Source organism: Enterobacter cloacae complex sp. 2022EL-00788, from assembly GCF_026627565.1.
In the GTDB taxonomy this organism is placed as follows: domain Bacteria; phylum Pseudomonadota; class Gammaproteobacteria; order Enterobacterales; family Enterobacteriaceae; genus Enterobacter; species Enterobacter pasteurii.
Genome location: NZ_JAPNMC010000005.1, coordinates 153,748 through 177,467, shown reverse-complemented (window position 1 = coordinate 177,467; position 23,720 = coordinate 153,748). Strand labels below are relative to the sequence as shown.

The 23,720-nt window shown below is 59.8% G+C and carries 21 protein-coding genes; 18 read left to right on the top strand and 3 right to left on the bottom strand.

Going from position 1 to position 23,720, the window contains the following annotated elements; translation table 11 throughout:
• Nucleotides 1-35: 35 nt before the first annotated feature.
• The 16 genes from OWK27_RS09750 to OWK27_RS09675 all read left to right on the top strand — a co-directional run bounded on the left by OWK27_RS09750 (nucleotide 36) and on the right by OWK27_RS09675 (nucleotide 18,406).
• Nucleotides 36-608, top strand: coding sequence for a spore coat protein U domain-containing protein (locus tag OWK27_RS09750; RefSeq protein ID WP_148418099.1), 573 nt, complete (start codon nucleotides 36-38; stop codon nucleotides 606-608).
• A gap of 7 nt (nucleotides 609-615) precedes the next feature.
• Nucleotides 616-1,164 (top strand): spore coat U domain-containing protein, encoded by a 549-nt coding sequence (locus OWK27_RS09745; RefSeq protein ID WP_267590309.1) that lies wholly within the window; start codon nucleotides 616-618, stop codon nucleotides 1,162-1,164.
• 16 nt (nucleotides 1,165-1,180) lie between these two features.
• The gene (locus tag OWK27_RS09740) at nucleotides 1,181-1,942 is read left to right on the top strand and encodes a molecular chaperone (protein ID WP_267590308.1); all 762 of its coding nucleotides are present in this window, start codon (nucleotides 1,181-1,183) and stop codon (nucleotides 1,940-1,942) included.
• On the top strand, nucleotides 1,918-4,302 hold the full coding sequence (locus tag OWK27_RS09735) for a fimbria/pilus outer membrane usher protein (protein WP_267590307.1): 2,385 nt from the start codon (nucleotides 1,918-1,920) through the stop codon (nucleotides 4,300-4,302). Before OWK27_RS09740 ends, OWK27_RS09735 begins: the two co-directional genes overlap by 25 nt.
• Entirely contained in the window at nucleotides 4,299-5,261 is a 963-nt protein-coding gene (locus OWK27_RS09730; protein WP_267590306.1) for a spore coat U domain-containing protein, read from the top strand. The genes OWK27_RS09735 and OWK27_RS09730 overlap by 4 nt, the downstream gene beginning before the upstream one ends.
• Nucleotides 5,262-5,347: 86 nt before the next feature.
• Nucleotides 5,348-7,015: a methyl-accepting chemotaxis protein II gene (tar, locus tag OWK27_RS09725; RefSeq protein ID WP_267590305.1), complete on the top strand. Its 1,668-nt coding sequence runs from the start codon at nucleotides 5,348-5,350 to the stop codon at nucleotides 7,013-7,015.
• Nucleotides 7,016-7,059: 44 nt separating this feature from the next.
• Complete coding sequence (gene tap / locus OWK27_RS09720) at nucleotides 7,060-8,661, top strand: methyl-accepting chemotaxis protein IV (protein WP_148418093.1); 1,602 nt, start codon at nucleotides 7,060-7,062, stop codon at nucleotides 8,659-8,661.
• A 19-nt stretch (nucleotides 8,662-8,680) separates the two neighbouring features.
• Nucleotides 8,681-9,547, top strand: a complete 867-nt coding sequence (cheR, locus tag OWK27_RS09715) for a protein-glutamate O-methyltransferase CheR (protein ID WP_017384409.1) — start codon at nucleotides 8,681-8,683, stop codon at nucleotides 9,545-9,547.
• Nucleotides 9,544-10,593 carry a protein-glutamate methylesterase/protein-glutamine glutaminase gene (locus OWK27_RS09710; RefSeq protein WP_148418092.1) on the top strand — a complete coding sequence of 350 codons (1,050 nt, stop codon included), beginning with the start codon at nucleotides 9,544-9,546 and terminating at the stop codon, nucleotides 10,591-10,593. Before cheR ends, OWK27_RS09710 begins: the two co-directional genes overlap by 4 nt.
• 17 nt (nucleotides 10,594-10,610) lie before the next feature.
• Nucleotides 10,611-11,000, top strand: coding sequence for a chemotaxis response regulator CheY (cheY, locus tag OWK27_RS09705; protein ID WP_008500431.1), 390 nt, complete (start codon nucleotides 10,611-10,613; stop codon nucleotides 10,998-11,000).
• A gap of 10 nt (nucleotides 11,001-11,010) precedes the next feature.
• A complete protein-coding gene (gene cheZ / locus OWK27_RS09700; protein ID WP_176610028.1) occupies nucleotides 11,011-11,655 on the top strand; it encodes a protein phosphatase CheZ in 645 nt (214 codons plus the stop codon).
• A 150-nt stretch (nucleotides 11,656-11,805) separates the two neighbouring features.
• Nucleotides 11,806-12,954, top strand: a complete 1,149-nt coding sequence (gene flhB / locus OWK27_RS09695) for a flagellar biosynthesis protein FlhB (RefSeq protein ID WP_267590304.1) — start codon at nucleotides 11,806-11,808, stop codon at nucleotides 12,952-12,954.
• Nucleotides 12,947-15,025 (top strand): flagellar biosynthesis protein FlhA, encoded by a 2,079-nt coding sequence (gene flhA / locus OWK27_RS09690; RefSeq protein ID WP_148418089.1) that lies wholly within the window; start codon nucleotides 12,947-12,949, stop codon nucleotides 15,023-15,025. Before flhB ends, flhA begins: the two co-directional genes overlap by 8 nt.
• Entirely contained in the window at nucleotides 15,022-15,417 is a 396-nt protein-coding gene (gene flhE, locus OWK27_RS09685) for a flagellar protein FlhE (RefSeq protein WP_267590369.1), read from the top strand. The genes flhA and flhE overlap by 4 nt, the downstream gene beginning before the upstream one ends.
• A 261-nt stretch (nucleotides 15,418-15,678) precedes the next feature.
• Nucleotides 15,679-17,262 carry an MFS transporter gene (locus OWK27_RS09680; RefSeq protein WP_267590303.1) on the top strand — a complete coding sequence of 528 codons (1,584 nt, stop codon included), beginning with the start codon at nucleotides 15,679-15,681 and terminating at the stop codon, nucleotides 17,260-17,262.
• Between the two features lie 4 nt (nucleotides 17,263-17,266).
• Complete coding sequence (locus OWK27_RS09675) at nucleotides 17,267-18,406, top strand: glycoside hydrolase family 88/105 protein (protein WP_252003926.1); 1,140 nt, start codon at nucleotides 17,267-17,269, stop codon at nucleotides 18,404-18,406.
• Nucleotides 18,407-18,440: 34 nt separating this feature from the next.
• On the opposite strand, the gene argS is transcribed toward OWK27_RS09675, so the two are convergent.
• Nucleotides 18,441-20,174, bottom strand: a complete 1,734-nt coding sequence (gene argS, locus OWK27_RS09670) for an arginine--tRNA ligase (RefSeq protein WP_176610032.1) — start codon at nucleotides 20,172-20,174, stop codon at nucleotides 18,441-18,443.
• Nucleotides 20,175-20,412: 238 nt separating this feature from the next.
• Between argS and OWK27_RS09665 the strand changes: the two genes are divergently transcribed.
• Both OWK27_RS09665 and cutC read left to right on the top strand, forming a co-directional pair.
• Nucleotides 20,413-20,973, top strand: coding sequence for a VOC family protein (locus OWK27_RS09665; RefSeq protein WP_267590302.1), 561 nt, complete (start codon nucleotides 20,413-20,415; stop codon nucleotides 20,971-20,973).
• Nucleotides 20,974-21,051: 78 nt separating this feature from the next.
• Nucleotides 21,052-21,795, top strand: a complete 744-nt coding sequence (gene cutC / locus OWK27_RS09660; protein WP_267590301.1) for a copper homeostasis protein CutC — start codon at nucleotides 21,052-21,054, stop codon at nucleotides 21,793-21,795.
• A 198-nt stretch (nucleotides 21,796-21,993) separates the two neighbouring features.
• Here the strand turns inward: cutC and cmoB are convergent, their stop codons facing one another.
• On the bottom strand, nucleotides 21,994-22,965 hold the full coding sequence (gene cmoB / locus OWK27_RS09655) for a tRNA 5-methoxyuridine(34)/uridine 5-oxyacetic acid(34) synthase CmoB (protein WP_176610035.1): 972 nt from the start codon (nucleotides 22,963-22,965) through the stop codon (nucleotides 21,994-21,996).
• Entirely contained in the window at nucleotides 22,962-23,705 is a 744-nt protein-coding gene (gene cmoA, locus OWK27_RS09650; protein ID WP_252003923.1) for a carboxy-S-adenosyl-L-methionine synthase CmoA, read from the bottom strand. Before cmoA ends, cmoB begins: the two co-directional genes overlap by 4 nt.
• Nucleotides 23,706-23,720 lie beyond the last annotated feature (15 nt).

The window sequence follows — 23,720 nt, the reverse complement described above, 5'->3', positions numbered from 1 at the left end:
GCAAGCGAACCAAAATTTCTCCCGGAGGGCGGTAAATGAAAAGAAAACTTCTTGTTATCTGCGCGGGCACGCTGCTGGCGGCGACGACCGTCGGCCAGGCCCTGGCGGTCACCAGTAGCGGCACTATCGGTGCGACGCTCACGCTGACTAACGGTTGCTTAATCAACGGCTCGCCAACGCAAAACGGCATTAACTTCGGGACACTCGATTTTGGGACCCATCCGGCTACCTTCTCCACGCTGACAACGCAGCTGACCGGCGCCAGCGGAGGTAACACCTTTACCATTCAATGCACCACCGCCAGCTATACGGTAGCGATTACCGGCAACACCAACGCCACCGCGCCCGGTACCGTTGTCGGCACCCCGGGTACGCCGGGCCGCTATTTGATCAACACCGCTAACGCGGCTCAGGGCGTAGCCTACAGCCTGTTCAGCGATAGCGGTTACAACAACGTGGTGGCAAATAACGCCGCGCTGCCGGTCGCCTCTACGGCGGGTGGGGTGGATAGCTACACCCTCTACGCACGCATAACGGGCGGCGGCAACAGCGTGACGGTCGTACCGGGAACCTACACCGACACGATTAACGTCAGCGTAACCTACTAGTTCAGCCATGAAGGCGTTGTGTTCACGTCTGCGCGAGCGCGCAGAGGGCGTCGTGCACCCTTTTTTAGCCCTGGTCGCCGGGTTGATGATGATCCCCAGCGCCGGGGCGGTGACCACCCAGTCATTTAGGGTGAGCGCGACGGTTGTACCGGGCTGCTCGGTGAGCACCGGCACGGGCGGGCGCTTCGGGACGCTTGACTTCGGGACCCACAGCGGCGTGAAAAACACGCCGGTGAGCACCAGCTTTGTCGCCGACGGTGCGTTGTCCATCGCCTGTACGCCGGGCGTGGCGCTGAGCATGAGCATTAACGGCGGGCAGAACTACAGCTCGGTGCGGCGGATGACCCGTTCAGGCGGGACAGAGGTGGTCGGATACCGCCTCTACAGCAGCAGCTCGCTGGCCGCAAACAGTGAAATAGGGGTTAACCAGGCCATACCCGTTACCTATACCAACAGCAATAACATCGCGCTGCCTTTATTTGGCGTCGCGCTCCTGACGGGGTTCAGCCTGCCGGGAACTTATTCAGATCAACTCACCGTGACCTTGTCATGGTAGGAAAGGGAGAGCATTGATGAAGCCATTTTTCAGGCGGTTATGCCTGGCGGGGCTGCTGGGGACGACGGCCCTCGCGGCGGGTCAGGCGCGGGCAGCGGCAACCATTCTCCTGTGGCCCATCGATCCGTGGCTTTCGGCAGACGCCAAAGCAACGGAGCTGTGGATCCAGAATCAGGGAAACAGCGCCACGACAATGCAGGTGCGCATTGTGCGCTGGAAGCAGGAGGGCGGGTATGAGCGCTATACGGCGCAGCAGGACGTGGTCGCCAGCCCGCCAATCGTGACCATCGGCAGGGGCAATAAACAGCTGATTCGCCTGATCAGGCAGGGGACGATCCCGGCGGGCGTCGAGCAAGCCTACCGCATTATCGTGGATGAACTGCCCCAGCCGGATGCCAAAGCCGAACCGTCCATGGGCCTCAAGCTGCAAATGCGCTACTCCATTCCTTTATTCGTCTACGGTCAGGGGATCCCTACCATCAACGAAGGAGCGCATCATGCGCTGGTAAACCCCGGCAACCTGAGCTGGCGGGTCATTCAGGAGCAGGGTAAACCCGCGCTGCAGGTGCGCAATCAGGGGGACGTTCACGTCAGGCTTAGTCAGGTTGCGGTTGAGCAGGGCGGGCAAAAACGCACGGTTGCCGAGGGGCTGCTGGGCTATGTGCTGCCGGGCAGCACCCGAAGCTGGCCGCTTCCGGCAGGTATTTACCAGCCGAACCGGATGAGCGCGCAAATCAATGCCAGGGATACGCAATGGCAATCGACCCCCGACAGCTGAAACCGGCAATGATGATCCTGCTTTGCGTCAGTACCAGCTCGTGGGCCGAAGGCGGTGACGACAGTTTACCGCCGCCGCCGGACGCGTGGTCGATGAACGGTGAAGCCGTATTCCAGCTCGCACTGGTGCTGAACCACTATGACACGGGCCAGGTCGTGCCCGTGACGCAGCGCGGGGGAGCCTGGTTTATTTCGGGGGCGGATTTGCTTCGCGCCGGGCTGCCGCCGGAGCACGTGCCTGCCGGAGAGGTGAACCTTTCAACGCTTTCATCGGTGCGCGTGGAGTATGACAGCAGCGCCCAGCGGCTGCTGCTGACGGTCCCCCGGGAGTGGGTAGCGGCGCGGGTCACCTCGTTTAACGGTCAGAGCGCGCAAAGCAAGCCGCATTATGGCCGGGGCGCGCTGCTCAACTACGACGTTTATACCAACCATACCGAGCACACGGGCGGCCAGGCGTCGGTGTGGCATGAGTTCCGCTATTTCAACGAAGACTATTCGTTTTCTTCGACAGGGTACGCGCGACAGAATTTCGCCGGAAGCAGCGGGCAGCAGGAGGGGTACGTGCGCTACGACTCAACCCTGCTCATCACCAACGAGGACGATGCCACCACCTGGACCGTCGGGGACGTCATCAGCGATGCGCTGAGCTGGAGCAGCAGCGTGCGCATGGGCGGGATCAGCTACGGGCGCGACTTCTCCCTGCGCCCGGATCTGGTGACCTGGCCGCTTCCGGAATTTTCCGGTGAGGCGGCGGTGCCTACCTCGGTCGATCTGTTTATCAACGGCTACCGTTCCGGCTCCACCCGTCTTCAGCCGGGGCCATTTACCCTGACCAATCTGCCCTATATTAACGGCGCGGGGGATGCGGTACTGGTCACCACCGACGCGCTGGGGCGGCAGGTGAGCACCACGCTGCCGTTTTACGTCAGCAGCGATGTGCTGAAGCAGGGGCTGAGCGACGGTGCAGTGACGCTGGGTAGCCTGCGGCGCAACTACGGCATCGAGAACTTCGATTATGGCCCGGCGGCGGGCAGCGGATCGTATCGCTACGGGGTTACGGACTGGCTGACGCTGGAAGGCCATGCGGAGGGGGCGGAGTCGCTGGCGCTCGTCGGTGCGGGCACGGTGGTGAAGCTCGGGCGATTTGGGGTGGTCAATACCTCTTACACCCAAAGCCGGATGCGCGGCGACGAGGGGGGGCAGATGAACTGGGGCTATCAGTACAGCACCAGCGAGTTTAGCGTGGCAACCCAGCATACCCGGCGCGACCGCGGCTTCGGCAACCTTGCTCTTTACGATCGGCCCACCGTTTATGATGAATATGATAACCCCGTCGCGAGCCTGAGCCGCAATACCGACCAGTACTCCCTGACCTTTAACCTCGGGGATTACGGCAATATCGGCGCGGCGTGGATCGGCGTGGAGAATTTTGACAGCCAGAAAACCGAGCTGCTCAACCTCTCCTGGAGCCGAAACCTGTGGGGCTCAAGCAGTATTTATCTGGCCGCCAGCCGCGACCAGCAGCGGGGCGACTGGACGGTCGCGCTGTCGCTTCAGGTGCCGCTGGGCGAACGGGACAGCGCTGCCGTCACCTTTGAAAATACCCCGGACGCGGGCAGCACCCAGCGCGTCAACTATAACCACTCGATGCCTTCGGACGGCGGCTTTAGCTGGAATATGGCCTGGGCCAACCAGTCGCGCTCAAGCAACTACCAGCAGGCCACGCTCGGCTGGCGCAACAATAACGTTGAGCTTCAGGGGGGCGGCTACGGCGAGCAGGGCATGATGACGTGGTGGGGCGAGGCGATGGGCTCCATCGTGCTGATGGACGGTGAGCTGTTTGCGGCGAATAAAATCAACGACGCGTTTGTGGTGATTAGCACCGACGGTCACCCGGACGTGCCCGTCAGCTACGAAAACCAGCCGGTCGGCAAGACCAATAGCAAAGGCTATCTGCTGGTCAGCGGCGTGTCAGCCTATTATCCGGCGAGCTACCGCATCGATACCCTGAACCTGCCGGCGGATACCCGGCTGAAAGAGACCGAGAGGCGGGTGGCGATTCGCCGCCACAACGGCTATCTGGTGGATTTCCCGATGGAGCAGGAGCGCGTCGCCAGCGTGATCCTTCACGATGCGCAGGGGAATGCCGTTCCGGTGGGAAGCCAGGTCAGGCGCGCTTCCCGCAGCAATGCGGTGGTTGGCTATGACGGCATCGCCTGGCTGGAAAACCTGAACGACGTGAACCCGCTGGAGGTCACCACGCCGGACGGCAAACGCTGTACCGCCACGCTGACCGTGGGCGAAAACCCCGGGCATAAGCTGCAAACCTTCGGTCCGCTGACCTGCCGGGAGGCGCCGTGAAGCGCCTTCTTATCGCGCTCCTGCTGCTGTTCTCCGGCGGCAGCTGGGCGGCCTGCACCGTCAGTACGGTGAATGCCGCGTTTGGCAGCGTCACCTCGTTCGCCCTTAGCGGTACGGGGGAGGTGCAAACCACCGGCACGCTGGTGGTGGCCTGCGATACGGTCCTCAACCTGCTCACCAACGACTCGGTGACGCTAACCTACACCTCGGCGTCGATAGCCGCCAACAGCCGCGCCACCATGAAACGTACCGACAACGCGGCCATCGCTGACGTTATCCCTGCGCGCCTGTGCGGTGCCTCAGGCTGCGGCGCAAACAGTGAAGTGCAAATCAGTAAAACCTATAGCTGGAGCGGCAACACGCTGCTCGGGCTGCTGGGGTCACGGCGCTACAATATTCCGCTTTATTTCCGTACCGTGCCGGGGCAAAACGTCACGGCCGGGCCGTACCAGGTGTTGTTAACGTTCAGCATCAGTTACAACGTCTGTGCCGTTGGCGCAGCCGGACTATGCCTGACGCCGCAAACCGGCACGGCGACTACCTCCATTCTCCTCAACATGAACGTGACCAACGATTGCAGCACCATGAGCACGCCGGACGTCAACTTCAACAGCGCGCCGCTGGTGCAAAACTTTCCCACCGTCTCACAGTCCGTTGCCGTCACCTGCACCAAGGGCAGCACCTACACCATAGGCATAAACAATGGTGCCAACGCCCTGAACAACGTTCGCCGTATGGTCAGCGGCAGTAACTTTATGAGCTACGACATCTTTAAAGAGGCGTCGGGCAACCGCTGGGGCGGCAGCGGCAGCGAGCGCTGGGCCAGCGCCAGCTCCTCCCAGGTCAGCACCGACGGGCTTTTACGCACCTACAACTACACCGCTAAGGTCCTGACCAATCAGGCCACGCCGCCGGCAGGTACCTACACCGACACGCTGATCGTTGACGTTGCGTTCTGACTCCCCGCGCTTTTCCCTTTCGCAAATGTAAAGTTCCCGTGGCCTGTGCCGATAACACCGTTAATAAATCTATGAGAAGGTGTTGTATGTTGAACCGTATCCGCGTTGTCACAATGCTTATGTTGGTGCTGGTCATTTTCGCACTTCTTCAGCTTATTTCCGGCGGCCTCTTTTTCTCGTCGTTAAAACAAAACCAGGACAGCTTCGCGGCCTCGAACGATGTGCGCATGCAGCAGAGCGAGCTGACCACGACCTGGGATCTGATGCTGCAGACGCGTATCAACCTGAGCCGCTCGTCCGCCCGCATGATGATGGATCCCGGCAACCAGCAGAGCAGCGCGAAAATGGAACTGCTGAAGAACGCGCGCGCGACGCTGGCCGACGCGGCAAAACACTACGACGCCTTCAAAAAAATCGCCCCTCAGCCAGCAATGGCGCAGGCGAGCGCAAACATAGATGAAAAATATCAGGCCTACTTCGCTGGCCTGACGGAGCTGGTGCAGTTCCTGGAGAACGGCAACATGGAGGCCTATTTCGCCCAGCCGACCCAGGGAATGCAGAACGCCCTCGGCGCGGCGCTCGGGGAGTACGCTAAGGCCAGCGGCGAGCTTTATCACTCCGCGTTTACGCAGAGCCAGAACGATTACCGCTTTGCGAAATGGCAGATGGCGGTTCTCGCCCTCGCGCTGGTCATCGTGCTGATGTCCGTATGGTACGGCATTCGCCATATCCTTCTGAACCCGCTTGGCCGCGTCATTGCCCATATCCGCGAGATTGGTCGCGGCGACCTGACGAAAACGCTGGTTATTTCCGGGCGCAACGAGATCACCGAGCTGGCAACCAGCGTCGATTGCATGCAGCGTTCGCTGATTGAGACCGTCGCGAACGTGCGTGAGGGGGCGGATGCCATTTATACCGGTACCAGCGAAATTGCGATGGGCAACAACGATCTCTCATCCCGTACCGAACAGCAGGCGTCGGCCCTTGAAGAGACGGCGGCCAGCATGGAGCAGCTCACGGCAACCGTGAAGCAAAACGCCGACAACGCCCGCCAGGCGTCTCAGCTCGCGGAAAGCGCCTCCGACACCGCCCAGCGCGGCGGGCGGGTCGTCGACGGCGTGGTGAAAACCATGCACGACATTGCCGACAGCTCGAAGAAAATTGCCGACATCATCAGCGTTATCGACGGTATCGCCTTCCAGACCAACATTCTCGCGCTGAACGCCGCCGTGGAAGCCGCGCGTGCGGGCGAGCAGGGGCGCGGGTTTGCGGTCGTCGCCGGTGAAGTGCGTAACCTCGCCAGCCGCAGCGCCAATGCGGCGAAAGAGATCAAAGCCCTCATTGAAGACTCTGTTTCACGCGTGGATACCGGCTCGGTGCTGGTGGAAAGCGCGGGTGAAACCATGAATGACATCGTGAATGCCGTGACTCGCGTGACGGACATCATGGGTGAAATCGCCTCTGCATCGGACGAGCAGAGTCGCGGTATTGACCAGGTCGCCCTGGCGGTATCGGAAATGGATCGTGTGACGCAGCAAAACGCCGCGCTGGTGCAGGAGTCCGCCGCCGCGGCTGCCGCGCTGGAGGACCAGGCGAGCCGCCTGAAAATGGCCGTCTCGGCGTTCCGTCTTACTTCAACAATGACAAATACGGTCAGCGCGCGTACCGGGTACGACGACGCAGCCCCGGCGCCCGCGGCGACACGCCCGCGCGCAGCGGTGACCGGACAAGATGAAAACTGGGAAACATTTTGACTGACAGTTAAACCGCGGCCGCTTGCCGCTTGATGGGAGCGTGGATGTTAAATCGTATTCGTATCTCGACCACACTGTTTTTGATTCTGATCCTGTGTGGGGTGTTGCAGGTTGGCAGTAACGGGTTGTCTTTCTGGGCGTTTCGCGATGGCTATCAGAATTTGCAGGAAGTTGAGACGAGTAATCAGCAGCGCTCCGCGCTGGCACAAACGCGTGCCGTGCTGTTGCAGGCAAGCACCGCGCTGAACAAAGCCGGGACGTTAACCGCGCTGAGCTATCCGCCGGATGATATTAAGGCGCTGATGGCGATTGCGCGAAGCAGCCTAAAGCAGGCCGACGCGCAGTTTAAGGCATTTACGGCGCAGGAAGCCGTAAGTGAAAAAGAGAAAGCGCTGAAGGGCGCCATGAAGAAGAACTTTGATGCCTGGTACGGCGATCTGGAACATCAGGCAACGTGGCTGGAGAACAACCAGCTTTCTGACTTCCTGACCGCGCCGGTGCAGGACTCGCAGGCGGCGTTCGACGGCAGCTTCAACGCGTGGCAGCAGGACATTAACCAGTTTGTCGCGCGTGCCGGCGCGGACAGCCGGACCAGCTACCGTACGTCGGGGGTGATTTTCCTGACCATGGTTGTCCTGGCGGCGCTGTTAACCGGCGGCTCGCTGTGGTGGGCGCGCAGGACGATCGTGCAGCCGCTGGCGGTCGTCAGCAGCCACTTCGACAGCATTGCGGGCGGCAACCTGGCGCGTCCGGTTGCCGTGTACGGGAAAAATGAGATATCCGCGATCTTTGCCAGCCTCAAGGCCATGCAGGGCTCGCTGCGGGAAACGGTAAGCGACGTGCGGCAGGGCAGCCACGCCATGCACACCGGGATCTCAGAGATTGCGGCGGGCAATAACGATCTGTCGTCCCGCACCGAGCAGCAGGCGGCTTCGCTGGCGCAGACGGCGGCCAGCATGGAGCAGCTAACCGCGACGGTAAGCCAGAACGCCGATAACGCGCGCCAGGCGTCCGATCTGTCGAAACAGGCGGCGATGACGGCGAAGCGCGGAGGCGATCAGGCTTCTCACGTCGCCAGCACCATGCAGGACATCGCCGCCAGCTCGCAGAAGATTGGCGACATTATCAGCGTTATCGACGGTATCGCGTTCCAGACCAACATTCTGGCGCTGAACGCCGCGGTGGAGGCGGCGCGCGCCGGCGAGCAGGGGCGCGGGTTCGCGGTGGTCGCAGGGGAAGTCCGTAACCTTGCCAGCCGCAGCGCCAACGCGGCTAAAGAGATAAAAGGGCTGATTGAAGAGTCGGTCTCCCGCGTCCAGCAGGGCTCGGCCCTGGTGGATACGGCAGCGCAGACCATGCACGAGATTGTCACCTCCGTGACGCGGGTTAACGACATTATGGGGGAAATCGCCTCGGCGTCCGATGAGCAACGCCGCGGCATTGAACAGGTGGCGCAGGCCGTGACCCAGATGGATCAGGTAACGCAGCAGAACGCCTCGCTGGTGGAAGAGGCGGCGGCGGCAACCGAACAGCTGGCAAACCAGGCTGACCACCTTACCGGGCTGGTCGCCATATTTAATCTGAAAGAGCACGTTGAAGCAGTAACCGAAGTCGGACGGCCACAGGCCGTGCCCGTTGTATCCTGAATGTGATTAAGAAGGCGCTATGACATCACCCATGCCCTCAGGGCAAACGTCATTACTGTTGCAGATGACACAGCGCCTCGCGCTGTCCGACGCGCATTTTCGTCGGATATGTCAGTTAATCTACCAGCGTGCGGGGATCGTGCTTGCGGACCATAAGCGAGACATGGTCTATAACCGGCTGGTGCGGCGCCTGCGCACGCTGGGGCTGGACGATTTTGGCCGCTATCTGAGCATGCTCGAAGCGAACCAGAACAGCGCCGAATGGCAGGCATTTATCAACTCGTTGACCACCAACCTGACCGCGTTTTTCCGCGAAGCGCATCACTTCCCGGTGCTGGCGGAGCACGCCCGTCGCCGTAGCGGAGAGTATCGCGTCTGGAGCGCTGCGGCTTCTACCGGCGAGGAGCCGTACTCGCTGGCCATCACCCTGGCAGACACCCTGGGCATGGCGCCGGGCCGCTGGAAAGTGTACGCCAGCGATATCGACACCGAAGTGCTGGAAAAAGCGCGCAACGGCGTTTATCGCCAGGATGAGCTGAAAACGCTCTCTCCTCAGCAGCTGCAGCGTTACTTCATGCGCGGCACCGGCCCGCACGAAGGCCTGGTGCGCGTACGCCAGGAGCTGGCGAACTGCGTGGAATTTGCCCCCGTTAATTTACTGGATAAGCAGTACAACGTTCCGGGGCCTTTTGACGCCATTTTTTGCCGTAACGTGATGATTTATTTTGATAAAACGACGCAGCAGGACATTTTGCGTCGCTTTGTTCCGTTGCTCAAGCCTGACGGTTTACTGTTTGCCGGGCACTCGGAAAACTTCAGCAACCTCGTGCGTGAGTTTAGCCTGCGTGGGCAAACGGTATATGCGCTGAGTAAGGAAAAAGCATGAGTAAAATCAGGGTATTGTCAGTCGATGATTCGGCGCTGATGCGCCAGATCATGACCGAAATCATCAATAGCCACAGCGATATGGAGATGGTGGCCACCGCGCCGGATCCGCTGGTCGCGCGGGATTTAATCAAAAAATATAACCCCGACGTGCTGACGCTGGATGTCGAAATGCCGCGCATGGATGGCATCGATTTTCTGGAAAAATTAATGCGCCTGCGCCCGATGCCGGTGGTGATGGTCTCCTCCCTGACCGGGAAGGGCTCGGAAATTACCCTGCGCGCGCTGGAGCTGGGGGCGGTGGACTTCGTCACCAAGCCGCAGCTCGGCATTCGCGAGGGCATGCTGGCGTACAGCGAAACGATCGCCGAGAAGATCCGCACCGCGTCCCGGGCGAAGCTCGCCGCGCACAAACCGATGGCGGCTCCGGCAGCGCTGAAGGCGGGGCCGCTGCTCAGCTCGGAAAAACTGCTGGTGATTGGCGCGTCAACCGGAGGAACAGAGGCAATTCGCCATGTACTCCAGCCATTGCCGCTCTCAAGCCCGGGTATCCTGATTACGCAACATATGCCGCCAGGCTTCACCCGCTCGTTCGCGGAGCGCCTTAACAAGCTGTGCCAGATTAGCGTGAAGGAGGCGGAGGACGGCGAGCGCGTGCTGCCGGGACATGCGTATATCGCGCCGGGGGACAAGCATATGGAGCTGGCGCGCAGCGGGGCGAACTATCAAATCAAAATTCATGACGGGCCGCCGGTTAACCGGCACCGTCCGTCGGTGGATGTGCTGTTTCATTCGGTGGCGAAACATGCGGGGCGCAACGCCGTGGGAGCGATCCTGACGGGGATGGGCAACGACGGCGCCGCCGGAATGCTTGCGATGCACCAGGCTGGCGCCTGGACGATTGCGCAGAATGAAGCAAGTTGTGTGGTGTTCGGCATGCCGCGCGAGGCCATCAACATGGGTGGCGTGAGCGAAGTGGTCGATCTTAGCCAGGTAAGCCAGCAGATGCTGGCGAAAATCAGTGCCGGACAGGCAATACGTATTTGACTCAGGAGTATTATTTTATGGCGGATAAAGAGCTTAAGTTTTTGGTTGTGGATGACTTTTCCACCATGCGACGCATTGTGCGCAACCTGCTCAAAGAGCTGGGCTTCAACAACGTTGAAGAAGCAGAAGACGGCGTGGATGCGCTGAACAAGCTGCAGGCTGGCGGGTTTGGTTTTGTGATTTCTGACTGGAACATGCCGAACATGGACGGACTGGAGCTGCTGAAAACCATTCGCGCCGATGCGGGCATGGCCTCTATGCCGGTACTGATGGTGACCGCAGAAGCGAAGAAAGAGAACATCATCGCCGCCGCACAGGCGGGCGCAAGCGGCTACGTGGTGAAGCCATTCACCGCGGCGACTCTGGAAGAGAAGCTCGGCAAGATCTTCGAGAAACTCGGCATGTGAGGAGTTGGTTATGATGCAACCTGCTATGAAACCCGTTGAAGAACATTCGCCGAGCGACATCATTGCCCGCATCGGCAGCCTGACGCGCATGCTGCGCGACAGCCTGCGCGAGCTGGGGCTGGACCAGGCTATCGCCGAAGCGGCGGAAGCCATTCCTGACGCACGCGACCGTCTGGACTATGTGGTGCAGATGACCGCTCAGGCGGCCGAGCGCGCGCTGAACAGCGTTGAGGCGTCGCAGCCGCACCAGGACGCGATGGAAAAGGGCGCAAAAGCCCTGACCCGGCGCTGGGACGAGTGGTTTGAAAACCCCATCGAGCTGGCGGACGCGCGCGAGCTGGTGACCGATACCCGCCAGTTCCTTGGCGACGTGCCGGGCCACACCAGCTTCACCAACGCCCAGCTGCTGGACATCATGATGGCGCAGGATTTCCAGGACCTCACCGGCCAGGTGATCAAGCGCATGATGGATGTGATTCAGGAAATTGAGCGTCAGCTGCTGATGGTGCTGCTGGAGAACATTCCCGAACCAGCCGCCCGTCCGAAGCGCGAGAACGAAAGCCTGCTCAATGGCCCACAGCTCGACGCCAGCAAGGCGGGCGTGGTGGCAAGCCAGGACCAGGTGGACGATCTGCTCGACAGCCTGGGTTTCTGATTGCCCGCTCTGCCTCGGGTCGCGAACGCGGCCTGAGGCAGTCAATGACATAATCACTGAAAAGAGCCCGATTAAACGGGCTTTTCCCGCCATTGGAATTTCTCTGCGCTGGCATGATACCCGTGAATTAATGGGCTGCGAGCAGGCACAGTGGCAGAAGATAACGACGACAAAACGGAAGCCCCCACACCCCACCGGCTTGAAAAGGCGCGTGAAGATGGGCAAATCCCCCGATCCCGGGAGCTGACATCGCTGCTGATCCTGGTGGTCGGCGTGTGCATTATCTGGTGGGGCGGGGAGTTGCTTGCGCGCAGGCTGGCGGGCATGCTCTCAGCCGGCTTACGTTTTGACCACAGCATGGTAAACGATCCTAATCTTATCCTGATTCAGATCATCAACCTGGTGAAAAGCGCGATGATCGCCTTACTGCCGCTGATCGTCGGCGTGGTCATCGTGGCGCTGGTCTCCCCGGTCATGCTCGGCGGTCTGGTGTTTAGCGGTAAGTCACTGCAGCCAAAATTCTCCAAGCTCAATCCGTTTCCCGGCATTGCAAAAATGTTCTCCGCGCAAACGGGGGCGGAACTGCTTAAAGCGATCCTGAAATCGCTGCTGATGGGCGGGACGGCCGGGTTTTTCCTGTGGCACAACTGGCCGGGAATGATGCGCCTGATCGCCGAATCCCCTCTGACGGCAATGAAAAACGCCCTCAACCTGGCAGGCTTATGCTCGCTGCTGGTGGTACTCAGCATTATTCCGATGGTGGCTTTCGACGTCATCTTCCAGATCTATTCTCATATCAAGAAGCTGCGCATGTCACGTCAGGACATTCGCGACGAATATAAGCAGATGGAGGGCGACCCGCACGTTAAGGGCCGCATTCGCCAGATGCAGCGTGCCGCCGCGCGCCGTCGCATGATGGAAGACGTGCCGACGGCTGACGTGATTGTCACCAACCCGACCCACTACTCCGTGGCGCTCCGGTACGATGAAAACAAAATGAGCGCGCCGAAAGTGGTGGCGAAAGGGGCAGGGCTGATTGCGCTGCGCATTCGTGAAATCGCGACCGAAAACCGCGTGCCGATCCTTGAAGCCCCGCCGCTGGCGCGTGCGCTGTACCGCCACGCGGAAATAGGACAGCAGATCCCGGGACAGCTCTACGCCGCTGTGGCAGAGGTACTGGCCTGGGTGTGGCAACTGAAACGCTGGCGTTTAGCAGGCGGTCAACGACCTGTAAAACCTGAGAACCTTCCGGTGCCTGAAGCACTGGATTTTTTGAACGAGAAGGACACTGATGGCTAATCTGGTGGCAATGTTGCGCCTGCCCGGCAACCTGAAATCGACGCAATGGCAGATCCTTGCCGGACCGATTCTGATCCTGCTAATTCTGTCGATGATGGTGCTGCCGCTGCCGGCATTTATCCTCGACCTGCTTTTCACCTTCAACATCGCGCTGTCGATCATGGTGCTGCTGGTGGCAATGTTCACCCAGCGCACGCTGGAGTTTGCCGCGTTCCCGACGATCCTGCTGTTCACCACGCTGCTGCGGCTGGCGCTGAACGTTGCCTCCACGCGTATTATCCTGATGGAAGGTCACACCGGCGCGGCCGCGGCGGGTAAAGTGGTTGAGGCTTTCGGCCACTTCCTCGTGGGCGGTAACTTCGCTATCGGTATCGTGGTGTTCGTCATCCTGGTGATCATTAACTTTATGGTTATCACCAAGGGCGCGGGGCGTATCGCAGAGGTGGGCGCGCGCTTCGTGCTCGACGGGATGCCGGGCAAGCAGATGGCGATCGACGCCGACCTGAACGCCGGTCTGATCGCGGAAGATGAAGCGAAAAAACGCCGTGCCGAAGTGACCCAGGAGGCAGACTTTTACGGCTCCATGGACGGTGCGAGTAAGTTTGTGCGCGGTGATGCCATCGCGGGCATTCTGATCATGGTGATTAACGTCGTCGGCGGCCTGCTGGTGGGCGTGCTGCAGCACGGCATGGACATGGGCCACGCGGCGGAAAGCTATACGCTGCTGACCATCGGTGACGGCCTGGTCGCCCAGATCCCGGCGCTGGTGATCTCCACCGCGGCAGGCGTAATTGTTACCCGCGTCAGCACCGATCAGGACGTGGGTGAGCAGATGGTTGGTCAGCTGTTCAGCAACCCGCGGGTGATGCTGCTGGCTGCGGCGGTTCTCGGCCTGCTCGGCCTGGTGCCGGGGATGCCGAACCTGGTGTTCCTGCTGTTTACCGCCGCGCTGCTGGGGCTTGCCTGGTGGATGCGCGGTCGGGAAACCCAGCCTGCGGCAGAGCCTGCGCCGGTTAAAATGCCCGAGAACACCCAGGCGGTCGAAGCCACCTGGAACGACGTTCAGCTCGAAGATTCACTGGGGATGGAGGTGGGGTACCGTCTGATCCCGATGGTGGATTTCCAGCAGGATGGCGAGCTGCTTGGCCGTATCCGCAGTATCCGTAAAAAATTCGCCCAGGATATGGGCTTCCTGCCGCCGGTCGTCCACATTCGCGACAATATGGACCTCCCGCCGGCGCGCTACCGCATTCTGATGAAAGGGGTTGAGATCGGCAGCGGTGACGCCTATCCGGGCCGCTGGCTGGCGATTAACCCGGGCACCGCCGCAGGCACGCTGCCGGGCGAGCAGACGATCGATCCGGCCTTTGGCCTGGCGGCTATCTGGATTGAGAGCGCCCTGAAAGAGCAGGCGCAGATCCAGGGCTACACGGTGGTCGAGGCCAGTACCGTGGTGGCGACACACCTCAACCACCTGATCGGCCAGTTCTCTGCCGAACTGTTCGGACGACAGGAGGCCCAGCAGCTGCTCGACCGCGTGACCCAGGAGATGCCGAAGCTGACCGAAGACCTGGTGCCGGGCGTGCTGACCTTAACCACGCTGCACAAGGTGCTGCAAAACCTGCTCGACGAGAAGGTGCCCATTCGCGATATGCGCACCATCCTCGAAACGCTGGCCGAACATGCTCCGCTGCAAAACGATCCGCACGAGCTGACCGCGGTGGTGCGCGTGGCGCTGGGAAGGGCCATCACCCAGCAGTGGTTCCCTGGAACCGGCGAGGTGCAGGTGATTGGCCTCGACACGCCGCTTGAGCGTCTGCTGCTCCAGGCGCTCCAGGGCGGTGGCGGGCTGGAGCCCGGCCTGGCGGACAGATTACTGGCGCAAACCCAGGAGGCGCTGGCGCGTCAGGAGATGCTGGGCGCGCCGCCGGTGCTGCTGGTGAACCACGCGCTGCGTCCGCTGCTGTCGCGCTTCCTGCGCCGGAGCCTGAACCAGCTGGTGGTGCTGTCGAACATGGAGCTGTCCGACAACCGCAATATCCGCATGACGGCGACCATAGGAGGAAAATAATGCGTAAGTGGCTGTGGATCTTACTTTTCCCGCTCGCGGCGCAGGCCGCAGGCGAGGGTTCATGGCAGGCCAGCAGCATCGGCCTGACGCTTAACCATCGGGGAGAGTCGATCGCTTCCCGTCCGCTGTCTCCCCCTGAGCCCGTCTCCGGGCAGATGACGCTGGTGGTGTGGAGCTATACGCCGATCGGACCGACGCCTGCCGGGCTGCGGGTGCGCCTGTGCTCGCTGTCCCGCTGCGCGGAAATCGACGGTCAGAACGGTACTACCCAGGCCTTCAACGGCGTGTCTGCCCAGGAGCCGTTACGCTTCATCTGGGAAGTGCCGGGCGGTGGCCGCCTGATTCCGGCGCTGAAGATTCAGCGCAACGAAGTCCTCGTTAACTACCGCTAGCCGCCTGCCTTTTCGCCAGCCTTCCGCATTTATGAAGGCTGGCTCGCAAAATTGACCTTCCCTTTTTGATGTAAAAGAAACGCTGTTTTATAAATCAGTGACACGCGTATCGACACTCTTTGCATTTTTGCCATTCGCCACCCTGTGATGGCAGAAACAGAAAGGTTTCACCAGGTCGATACTTTTACTGTAGCCGTGTAAAAGCTCCCGGATGAGGTTTGCTTACAGGGAGTCTCCCAAAACTGATTAGGGTTGACGGCAATGAAAACACGTAAAATTGGACTCGCAAATTATCTTGCTTACGGGTCAGGAGACTTCCTCGGGGCGGGTACCACCGCGCTGACGGCGGCCTGGCTTTTGTATTTTTATACCACCTTCTGTGGGCTCACTCCGATTGAAGCAACCTTTATCTTCGCCGCCGCAAGGGTACTTGATGCGGTTGTCAGCCCGTTAATGGGCTTTTTAACGGATAACTTTGGCACCACCTGGCTCGGCAAGCGTTTTGGCCGCCGTAAGTTCTTTATCCTGCTCGGTATTCCCTGCGTGTTCAGCTACTCGCTGATGTGGGTAGGGGACATGAGCTTCTGGTACTACCTGCTGACCTATCTGATCTTCGATATCGTCTACACCATGATCCTGGTGCCTTATGAAACGCTGGTCCCGGAGATGACGGACGATTTCAAACAGAAAACCAAATTCTCCGGTGCCCGTATCTCAATGGCGCAGATGTCCGCCATTCTGGCCTCATTCCTGCCGGGGATCCTGCTCACGCATTTCGGTAAAGACAACGCGATCTCCTTCTTCTACGCAAGCCTGGTCTTCTCGGTGCTGTGCGCGCTGATGCTGATCTTTGTCTGGTTCTTCACCTGGGAGCGCCCGCGCGAGGAGTGGTCCGAAGCGGCCCTGCGCGCGGAAGAAGAGAAGAAAAAGCTCACCCTGGGCCAGAGCCTGAACCGTCTGTTCGTGGAGCTAAGCTCGACGCTGCGCATCAAGATTTTCCGCCAGCACCTCGGCATGTACCTGGGGGGCTACATCGCGCAGGACGTCTTCAACGCCGTCTTTACCTATTACGTGGTGTTTGTGCTGATGCAGGAAGCGTCTATGGCCTCTAACCTGCTGGGCACGATGGCCATCTTCCAGTTCCTCGCCGTGATTGGGATGATCCCGCTGTGCATTCGCTTTGGGCCCGCGCCGTCTTACCGCATGGTGGTGGTGCTGTTTGGCCTGGCCTCGCTCTCTTACGCCGTGTTGTATTACGCGGGCCTGAGCGACGTTTACGCTCTGCTGCTGCTTATCTCTGCGGTTGCCGGTCTCGGCCGCGGCGGTATCAACTATGTCCCGTGGAATACCTATACCTACATTGCTGACGTGGACGAAGTGATCACCGGACAGCGTCGCGAGGGCATCTTCGCCGGCATCATGACCCTGACCCGCAAAGCGTCTCAGGCCGGTGCGGTGATGCTGGTGGGCATCGTGATGCAGATGTCCGGCTTTGTCAGCGGCCAGAAGGTGCAGCCTGCGGAAGTGAGCCACACCATCCTGATGATACTGAGCGTCGGCACCATTCTGGTGCTCTTCTGCGGCTTCCTGGTCTCCCTGCGCTTCAGGCTCAATCTGCAAACCCACAGCACGCTGCGCGAAGAGACCGCGAAAATGCGCGAGTCCGGCCGCGCGATGCCTGAAGCGGCAACCCCGCACGCCCGCGCCACCGTGGAAATGCTGGCCGGTATGCCGTACGACTTCCTGTGGGGCAATAACAACATCGGTTATCTGAATCGCAATAAGCCGGCGGCACCTGCGCTGAAGAACCGTGCGGTACTGAATTCGACATACAACAGAGGTTAAGATTATGAAAGTTTGGCCTGTCAAACATAGCCCGCTACTGCGCCAGCCTGAGCGCTTTATTGCCCGGGATGAGCTGAAGTCGCTTATTCAGAAAGTGACGCATAACCTGGTCACTATCCACGACAAAACGGGTGAATTTTTGCTGCGGCTGGACGACGGACGCGTGATCGACACCAAGGGCTGGGCCGGGTGGGAATGGACGCACGGCGTCGGTTTATACGGTATCTGGCAGTATTACTGCCAGACCGGCGACGAGGGGATGCGCGACATTATAGACGGCTGGTTTGCTGACCGTTTTGCGGAAGGGGCAACCACCAAAAACGTGAATACCATGTCGCCGTTCCTGACGCTGGCTTATCGCTACGAAGAGACCCGGAACCCGGCCTGGCTGCCGTGGCTGGAGAGCTGGGCGGAGTGGGCGATGAATGAAATGCCGCGCACCGAACACGGCGGCATGCAGCATATCACCCTGGCGGAAGAGAACCATCAGCAGATGTGGGACGACACGCTGATGATGACGGTGCTGCCGCTGGCAAAAATTGGCAAGCTGCTGAACAGGCCGGAATACGTTGAGGAAGCGGTGTACCAGTTCCTGCTGCACGTGCAGAACCTGATGGACCGGGAGACCGGCCTGTGGTTCCACGGCTGGAGCTACGACGGTAACCATAACTTTGCCCATGCCCGCTGGGCGCGCGGCAACAGCTGGCTGACCATCGTGATCCCGGACTTTCTCGAACTGGTGGATCTGCCGGAAAGCAGCGCCGTGCGCCGCTATCTGGTGCAGGTGCTGAATGCCCAGATTGCCGCGCTGGCGAAATGTCAGGACGACAGCGGCCTGTGGCATACGCTGCTCGACGATCCTCAGTCCTATCTGGAGGCGTCGGCTACGGCAGGCTTTGCCTACGGTATTCTGAAAGCGGTGCGCAAGCGTTACGTTAGCGCAGAGTATGCTGACGTGGCGGAGAAAGCGATTCGCGGTATCGTGAAAAACATCTCGCCGGAAGGGGAGCTGCTGCAAACCTCGTTCGGGACCGGGATGGGAAGCGATCTTGAGTTTTATCGCCAGATACCGCTCACGTCGATGCCGTACGGGCAGGCGATGGCGATTTTGTGCCTGACGGAGTATTTGCGGAAGTACTTCTGATAATAAAAAACCCGGCGTTTGCCGGGTTTATTTTTTACATACGCTCTACGGTTTCGATACCCAGGGTATCCAGACCCAGCTTCAGGGTCTTCGCCGTCAGCTGCGCCAGCTTCAGGCGGCTGTTACGCACCGCTTCGCTCTCGGCGGTCAGGATAGGGCAGTGTTCGTAGAAGCCGGAGAACAGACCGGCCAGATCGTACAGGTAAGCACACATGACGTGCGGCGTACCGTCACGGGCGACCACGGAGAGGGTCTCTTCAAACTGGAGCAGGCGCGCGGCCAGCTGTGCTTCACGGTCTTCGGTAATGGTCACCGTGGCGTTCGCCAGCACGCTTTCGTCGATGCTGGCTTTGCGGAATACGGAAAGTACGCGGGTATAGGCGTACTGCATGTATGGCGCGGTGTTGCCTTCAAACGCCAGCATGTTGTCCCAGTCGAAGATATAGTCGGTGGTGCGGTTCTTGGAGAGATCCGCGTATTTCACCGCGCCGATGCCGACCGCGTTAGCCAGTTTTTCCAGCTCGTCAGCAGGCATATCCGGGTTTTTCTCCGCAACCAGACGGCGCGCGCGCTCCAGCGCCTCGTCCAGCAGATCGGAAAGCTTCACCGTACCGCCCGCGCGGGTTTTAAACGGCTTGCCGTCTTTACCCAGCATCATGCCGAACATGTGGTGTTCCAGCGGCACGGAGTCCGGCACGTAACCCGCCTTACGCACGATAGTCCACGCCTGCATCAGGTGCTGGTGCTGGCGGGAGTCGATGTAGTACAGCACGCGGTCCGCGTGCAGGGTTTCGTAACGGTATTTCGCGCAGGCGATGTCAGTGGTGGTGTACAGATAGCCGCCATCCTTTTTCTGGACGATCACGCCCATCGGTTCGCCTTCCTTGTTTTTGTACTCGTCCAGGAATACCACCGTGGCGCCTTCGCTTTCCACCGCCAGGTTTTTAGCCTTCAGGTCCGCCACGATGCCCGGGAGCATTGGGTTATACAGGCTTTCACCCATCACGTCGTCGCGGGTCAGGGTCACGTTCAGACGGTTGTAGGTAAGCTGGTTCTGGGACATGGTGATGTCTACCAGCTTGCGCCACATCTCGAGGAAGTACGGGTCGCCGCCCTGAAGCTTCACCACGTAGCTGCGCGCGCGCTCGGCGAAGGCGTCATCTTCGTCGTAGTGTTTTTTGGCTTCACGGTAGAACCCTTCCAGGTCCGCCAGCGCCATCTCGCCTGCGTTTTCCTGCTGCTGTTTTTCCAGATACGCGATCAGCATGCCGAACTGGGTGCCCCAGTCGCCGACGTGGTTGGCGCGGATCACTTTGTGGCCGAGAAATTCCAGCGTGCGTACCGCCGCGTCACCGATGATGGTGGAGCGCAGGTGGCCTACGTGCATCTCTTTCGCCACGTTTGGCGCCGAGTAGTCAACGACCACGGTCTGCGGCGCGGGCTGGGCCACGCCGAGGCGATCGGATTTCAGCGCTGCATCAACGTGGCTTGCCAGGAACGCGGGTTCGAGGAAGATGTTGATAAAGCCCGGACCGGCGATTTCCGTTTTGCTGGCAATGCCGGTGAGATCCAGATGCGTCAGTACCTGCTCAGCGAGCTGTCGCGGCGGCATGCCCAGTTTTTTAGCCACTGCCATCACGCCATTAGCCTGATAGTCGCCAAACTGTACTTTTGCTGACTGACGAACCTGCGGTTCGCAATCCGCAGGCGCGCCTGCGGCAATCAGTGCCTGACTGACTTTTTCTGAGAGAAGAGCCTGAATATTCACCTGGATACCTTACGTTTTTGATGCGGGTAAACTTCGCCCGCGCCAGTTTAAGAATTTAGGGCGGGAGTATACTGCAAATGCCTTCGGGCGTCAGCACTGCGGGGGGCCAAGATCGCTCAGAATCCAGGCTAAGAAAGCGTGCATAAACATGCAGTCGAAAAAAGCGTGATTCTGCGGTTGGTCGAAAGGGGGCAACAGAGTAAATTAGCGGCTTTGCGACACGAGACGAGACTGACCTATGGCGAACTGGCACTCCATTGACGAACTGCATGATATTTCCGCAGATTTACCGCGCTTCACCCAGGCGTTCACAGAACTTGCCACCCGTCTCGGGCTGGATATCGCGCCGCTTGATGCCGATCACATCTCCTTGCGCTGCCACCAGAACGCCACGGCCGAACGCTGGCGGCGCGGCTTTGAGCAGTGCGGTGAACTGCTGTCAGAGAATATCATTAACGGTCGCCAAATTTGCCTGTTTAAGCTTCACGAGCCGGTAAAGGTGGCGCACTGGCAGTTTACCGTTGTTGAACTGCCCTGGCCGGGAGAAAAGCGTTATCCGCACGAAGGCTGGGAGCATATCGAAATTGTGCTGCCGGGCGAGCCAGAAACCCTCAACGCCCGCGCGCTGGCGCTGCTTTCCGACGAGGGCTTAAGCCAGCCGGGGATTTTTGTGAAAACCAGCTCGCCGAAGGGCGCCCGCGAACGCTTGCCGAACCCAACGCTTGCCGTGACGGACGGAAACGTGACGGTCAAATTCCATCCCTGGACCATCGAGCAGATTGTCGCCAGCGAAGCGTAAGCGTTGTGAACATCGCCCCGGACCTGATGCGAGCAACGTGCCACGATGGTCCGTTGAGTGAAACGTAAGGAGAATGACATGGCGCTGCTGGAAATTTGCTGTTACAGCGTGGAGTGTGCCGTCACCGCGCAGCGGCACGGGGCCGATCGCATTGAGCTGTGCGCGGCACCGAAAGAGGGGGGATTAACCCCGTCCTATGGCGTGCTGAGCGCGGCACGACAGGCCGTCACCATTCCGGTGCACCCGATTATTCGCCCGCGCGGCGGAGATTTTTGCTACACGGCGGGGGAGTTCAGCGCCATGCTGGAGGATATCGCCTTCGTCCGTGATGCGGGGTTCCCGGGTCTGGTAACCGGCCTGCTGGATGAAGAGGGTAATATCGATCTTCCGCGCATGCGTCAGGTTATGCAGGCCGCGCAGGGGATGGCGGTTACTTTTCATCGTGCGTTTGATATGTGTAAAGATCCGATGCAAGCCTTTGATACGCTGGCGGAACTGGGCGTGGCGCGCGTGCTGACGTCGGGCCAGCAGTCCTCTGCTGAAAAAGGACTGCAATTAATTACGGAACTAAAAGCACATTCCGGTGTTCCAATAATCATGGCGGGCGCAGGAGTACGCGCCAGCAATCTGGAACTGTTTTTAAACGCAGGGGTGGAAGAGCTGCACAGCTCGGCGGGGAAATGGACACCTTCACCCATGCGCTATCGCAATACAGGGTTGTCAATGTCGACGGATGCTGAAGCGGATGAGTACTCGCGCTACGGTGTGGATGGAGAGTCGGTTGCGGTAATGAAATCGCTGATTGAACGTCATCACGTGTAGCAACGTACCGATTTTTACCGCGCATCATGTCGCCCAATATGATGCTTGCTTGTACCAGGCCCCTGCCAATTACACAGGGGCCTTTTTTTATTCTTGCCCCTCACCCTAACCCTCTCCCCACAGGGGAGAGGGAACTGCACGGTGCGGTCTTTTCACCCTCGCCCCTTTGGGGAGAGGGCCGGGGTGAGGGGATAAATACTACGGCTTCGTCGCAATCAGCACCGCGCGCATCGGGGCCGGGTAGCCTTCAACGGTTTTGCTGCGATCGGCTGGATCGAGGAACTGCTCCAGCGATTCGGTAATCATCCAGTCGGTACGGCGCTGCTCTTCGAGAGAGGTCACGCTGACGTCGGCAATGCGCACGTCCACGAACCCACACTTCTCCAGCCAGTTTTTCAGCGCCAGCGCGGAAGGGATAAAGTAGACGTTACGCATCTGCGCGTAGCGATCGCCCGGCACCAGAACCGCGTGTTCGTCGCCTTCGATCACCAGCGTTTCCAGCACCAGCTCGCCGCCGCTGACCAGCTGATCTTTCAGCTGCCACAGATGCTCCAGCGGGGAACGGCGGTGATACAGTACGCCCATGGAGAACACCGTATCAAACGCCTTCAGCGCCGGTAGCTGCTCAATGCCCAGCGGTAACAGATGCGCGCGCTGGTCGTTACCCAGCAGCTTACGCACCGCTTCAAACTGGCACAGGAACAGCTGCATCGGATCGATACCGACCGCCAGATGCGCGCCTGCGCCGATCATGCGCCACATGTGATAGCCGCTACCGCAGCCCACGTCCAGGATAGTGCGCCCGGTCAGGTCGGACAGATGCGGCAGAACGCGATCCCATTTCCAGTCCGAACGCCACTCGGTGTTGATGTTCACGCCGTACAGGGAAAACGGCCCTTTGCGCCACGGCATCAGGTTACGCATCAGCGTTTCAATGCGGTTGAGCTGCCCGGCCGGCAGCGGTTCCTCGCTTTCCGCCGTCACGCTGTGCAGCAGGTCCAGACGATGCGGCGTCAGTTCCGGCAGAAACTCCACGGCATTTGACCACTGCTTTAACAGACCATGCTGCTGATCGCGCTGCCAGGCGGCAATTTGCGCAGGCAGGGTTTCCAGCCAGTGGGAGAGGTGATTTTTAGCAATCAGCTGATAGAAATTACCGAACTCGATCATGCTACGTCTCCGGCCTTCAGCGCCACCAGCGAGCCAAAGTTAAAGCACTGGAACCACAGCTCGCTGTGTTCAAATCCGGCTTTACGCAGGCGCGCCTTGTGCGTTTCCACGGAGTCCGTCAGCATCACGTTTTCCAGCATGCTGCGCTTCTGGCTGATCTCCAGCTCGCTGTAGCCGTTCGCACGCTTGAAATCATGGTGCATGTTGAACAGCAGTTCGCCCACGCTGGCGTCTTCAAAGCTGAATTTCTCGGACAGCACCAGCGCGCCGCCCGGATTCAGCCCCTGATAAATTTTATCCAGCAACAGCTGGCGGTCTTCCGGCACCAGGAACTGAAGGGTAAAGTTCAGCACGACCATCGAGGCATTCTGGATGTCGATATCGCGAATATCGCCCTCAATCACCTCTACAGGGGTAGGAGCTTTATAGGCGTCGATGTGGCGACGGCAGCGTTCAACCATGGCCGGAGAGTTATCGACAGCCACGATCTTACAGCCTTCATGATGAACGTTACGACGAATGGACAGCGTTGCCGCACCGAGCGAACAGCCCAGATCATAGACCTGCGTGCCGGGTTGAACGAATCGCTCTGCCAGCATGCCGATCATGGAGATGATGTTGGAATAACCGGGAACAGAGCGCTGGATCATATCCGGGAAGACTTCGGCTACCCGTTCATCAAAGGTCCAGTCGCCCAGGCTGGCGATAGGCGCGGAAAAAAGCGTGTCGCGATCTGACATAACGTAAAAATCCGG